This is a genomic window from Paenibacillus sp., from assembly GCF_035645235.1.
Lineage (GTDB): Bacteria > Bacillota > Bacilli > Paenibacillales > YIM-B00363 > Paenibacillus_AE.
The window spans coordinates 1-3953 of record NZ_DASQMZ010000090.1 but is presented as its reverse complement, the minus strand read 5'-3'; the positions used below and the strand labels follow the sequence as shown (position 1 = coordinate 3953).

The 3953-nt window shown below is 63.2% G+C and carries 3 protein-coding genes; 1 reads left to right on the top strand and 2 read right to left on the bottom strand.

The features are described 5' to 3' along the window. A partial coding sequence (locus VEZ38_RS08510) for a xylulokinase (protein WP_324892924.1) occupies positions 1–879 on the bottom strand: 879 nt, incomplete at its 3' end. Between the two features lie 77 nt (positions 880–956). Beyond that, on the bottom strand, positions 957–2264 hold the full coding sequence (xylA, locus tag VEZ38_RS08505; protein ID WP_324892923.1) for a xylose isomerase: 1308 nt from the start codon (positions 2262–2264) through the stop codon (positions 957–959). A 179-nt stretch (positions 2265–2443) separates the two neighbouring features. Here xylA and VEZ38_RS08500 point away from each other — a divergent pair, with 179 nt between their 5' ends. After that, on the top strand, positions 2444–3625 hold the full coding sequence (locus tag VEZ38_RS08500; protein WP_324892922.1) for an ROK family transcriptional regulator: 1182 nt from the start codon (positions 2444–2446) through the stop codon (positions 3623–3625). The last annotated feature ends 328 nt before the right edge of the window (positions 3626–3953 follow it).

The window sequence follows — 3953 nt, the reverse complement described above, 5'->3', positions numbered from 1 at the left end:
TGCGTAGTAGGCGTCCTTCTCCGCATGGTTGAAGAAATGCACCTTCCCCGCGAAGTCGCGGTTCTTATCGCTCTCGTACGCGAGGATGACGCCCGACGTGCCGATGCTGCACATCGCCGCGTCTTCGCTCAGAATCCCGGCGCCGGTCGCGCCGCACGCGTTGTCCGCGCCGCCCGCGAACACCATCGTCTTGGGCGAGAGACCCGTCTCCGCGGCGATCTCCGGCAGCAGCGTGCCGACGAGCGCGCCGGATTCCGCGAGCGGCGGGCACAGCTTACGCTCGACGCCGACGCGATTCGCCACTTCGTCGCTCCACTGCTTCGCTCTGACGTCCAGCAGCAGCGTCCCCGCCGCGTCCGACAAGTCCATCGCGATGTCGCCGGTCAGGCGGTACCTTACGTAATCCTTCGGCAGCACGAACACGTCGCCGAGCGCGTACAGCTCGGGCTCGTTCTCCTTCACCCACAGCAGCTTCGGCAGCGTGAAGCCTTCTAACGCCGGGTTGCGCGTAATGTCGAGCAGATCGGCGCCGAGCGCCGCTTCGATCTCGCGGCATTGCTTCGTCGTGCGCGTGTCGTTCCACAGGATCGCGTTGCGCACCGGCCGGCGCGCCGCGTCGAGCAGCACGAGGCCGTGCATCTGGCCCGAGAAGCTAATGCCTTCGATCGACTCCGCGTGCGCGTCCGATTCCCGGACGACGTCTTGGATCGCCTGAATCGTGCCGCGCACCCAATCCTCCGGCCGCTGCTCGCTATGGCCCGACCGTTCCTGCAGCAGCGGGTATTCCCTCGACGCCTCCGCTTTGATCCGGCCGTCTTGGCCGACGAGCAGCGCCTTGACGGCGCTCGTGCCGAGGTCGATGCCGATGACGTACTTCATCCCTGAATCTCCTCCCTAAAGAAGGAGGGCCGCCTGACGGAAGCCCTCCTGGTTGCATTTTCGATATGGGTGTAGTCTTAGAAAATGTACTCGTTGAGCGTCGCGCGAATCTGCTCGATGCGTCCGGACTTGTTGGCGATGTCGCCCTTGTCGATAATGTACGCTTCCAGCGACTTGAAGTCCGCCTTGCCGCTGACGATCTCGAGGCCGACGCCGGAACGGAAGCTCTCGTAGCGATCCGCTACGATGTTCTCGAGCACCTTGTCTTCGACGAGCTTCGCCGCTACCTTAAAGCCGCGCGCGAACGTGTCCATGCCCGCGATGTGGGCGTAAAACAGGTCGGCCGGTTCGAACGACGTCCGGCGCACCTTCGCGTCGAAGTTGACGCCGCCGGTGCCGAGGCCGCCGTTTTGGACGATTTCGTACATCGCGAGCGTCACCGAGTACAGATCCGTCGGGAACTCGTCGGTGTCCCAGCCGAGCAGCGGATCGCCTTGGTTCGCGTCGATGGAGCCGAGCATGCCGTTGATGCGGGAGACGTGCAGCTCATGCTCGAACGTGTGGCCTGCCAGCGTCGCATGGTTCGCTTCGATGTTCAGCTTGAAGCGGTCCTCGAGGCCGTACGTGCGGAGGAACGCGATCGTCGTCGCCGCGTCGAAGTCGTACTGGTGCTTCGTCGGCTCCTTCGGCTTCGGCTCGATGAGGAACTGGCCCTTGTAGCCGATCTCGTCCGCGTAAGCGATCGCCATGTGGAAGAAGCGCGCCAGGTTGTCGAGCTCCAGCTTCATGTCGGTGTTGAGCAGCGACTCGTAGCCTTCGCGGCCGCCCCAGAAGACGTAGTTTTCCGATCCGAGCTCAAGGGCCGTCTCGAGACCCTTCTTTACCTGCGCCGCCGCGTACGCGAACACCTCCGCGTTGCTGGACGTCGCCGCGCCGTGCATGAAGCGAGGGTTGGAGAACATGTTCGCCGTGTTCCAGAGCAGCTTCACCTTGCTCGTCTTCATATAATCTTTCATCATGCCGACGATGACGTCGAGATTTTTGTTCGTCTCGCGCAGCGTCGCGCCTTCCGGCGCGATGTCGCGGTCGTGGAAGCAGAAGTACGGAATGCCGAGCTTCTCGTAGAACTCGAAGGACGCTTCTACGCGCGCCTTCGCAAGGTCGAGACCGCTCGAGCCTTGCCACGGGCGAATCGCCGTGCCGACGCCGAACGGGTCGGAGCCTTCGGCCGTGAATGTGTGCCAATACGCGCATGCGAAACGGAGATAGTCCTCCATTCGACGGCCGAGCACGATCTCGTCCGGATTGTAATGTTTAAAGGCCAAGGGGTTTTTCGAATCTTTGCCTTCGTACTGGATGGTGCCGATTTCTTTGAACACGCTCATCCTGTAAGCCCTCCCATAATTTGAATCGTCGTTAGTATGACCAACTGGTTTCAGTCTATCACGCTTGACTTCGTTTGTCGATACAACAAACTAAGTTTCATCATTTTCATGAGATGTGGTATGATAGGGGGAACATCTACGGTACGGCCCCCTACGCTCAGGAGGATCGAAGACCCCTTATGAAAATGACCGGCGACCAAACGCTCATCAAACGCATGAATAAATCGCTCGTGCTCGACACGATTATCGCGCATGCGCCGATCTCCCGCGCGGACATCTCGGCCAAGATCGGGCTGAACAAGGCGTCCGTCTCCTCGCTCGTGGCGGAATGGCTCGAGGATCGGCTCGTGCTCGAGACCGGCCTCGGCGAGTCGAGCGGCGGACGGAAGCCCGTCATGCTGCTGTACAACGCCTCGGCCGGGTACGCGGTCGGCGTCGATCTCGGCGTCAACTCCGTGTCCGCCGTGCTGACGGATCTGTCCGGCGCGATCGTCGCGAAGGAGCGGCATCGGCTGCGCGTGTCGGAGCCGACCGCCGTCGCCGACGTCGCGGCGCGCACGATCCGCTCCCTCGCGGACGCCGCTCCGGCGTCGCCGTACGGCGTCGTCGGCGTCGGCCTCGGCGTGCCGGGCATCGTCGACGACGCCGGCGTCGTGCTGACCGCGCCGAACTTCGGCTGGCGCGACGCGGCGCTGCGCGAGATGCTGGAGAACCGCGTCTCGATGCCGGTCGTCATCGACAACGAAGCGAACGTCGGCGCCGTCGGCGAGAAGCAATTCGGCATCGGCAAGGACGTCGGCGACTTGGTGTATATCAGCGCCGGCGTCGGCATCGGCACGGGCCTGATCGTCGATCATAAGCTGTACCGCGGCGCGTCCGGCTTCTCCGGCGAGCTCGGCCACATGACGATCCAGGCCGACCGCGGGCTCCCTTGCGGCTGCGGCAGCGCCGGCTGCTGGGAGATGTACGCGTCGGAGATCGCGTTGGCCGCGCGGCCGGGCCGCTCGCCGGAGGCAGGCGAACTGGAGAGCGCGCTGCGCCTCGCGGAGGACGGCGACGCGGAGGCGATTGCCGCCTTCGAGGACATCGGACGCTACCTCGGCATCGGCATCGCGACGATCGTGAACGCGTTCAACCCGGAGATGACGATCATCGGCAACCGCCTCGCCTTGGCGCGCCCTTGGATCGAGCGCCCGCTGCGGGAGGCGGTCGAGCGTCATGCGCTGCGCCATCACCGCGACCGCTCGCGCCTCGAGTTCGCCTCGCTCGGCCTCGACTCCGCCGCGCTCGGCGCCGCGTCGCTCGCCATTTCGCGGTTTTTGTCCGCGGCGAAGGCAGGCGAGGCGGCGCGGTCCGAGTAACTTCCGGTTAGAGGCGCCGGAGTATTTCACTTCTGCGCCTCTAATCGGACTTCTCCGCCTAAAACGCCTCCATAAGCTCATTTTTGCGCCTATTGCCGGACTTCTCCGCCTAATCCGTCGCTATAAGCTCATTTTTGCGCCTATTGCCGGACTTCTCCGCCTAATCCGCCGCGATAAGCTCATTTTTGCGCCTAATGCCGGACTTCTCCGCCTAATCAGCCGCCATAAGCTCATTTTTGCGCCTATTGCCGCACTTCTCCGCCTAATCTGCCGCTATAAGCTCATTTTTGCGCCTATTGCCGGACTTCTCCGCCTAATCCGCCGCGAT

Excerpts from the sequence above, each read along its gene's own strand:
- VEZ38_RS08500 (WP_324892922.1), top strand. The coding sequence starts at position 2,444 with ATGAAAATGACCGGCGACCAAACGCTCATCAAACGCATGAATAAATCG.
- xylA (WP_324892923.1), bottom strand. The coding sequence starts at position 2,264 with ATGAGCGTGTTCAAAGAAATCGGCACCATCCAGTACGAAGGCAAAGAT.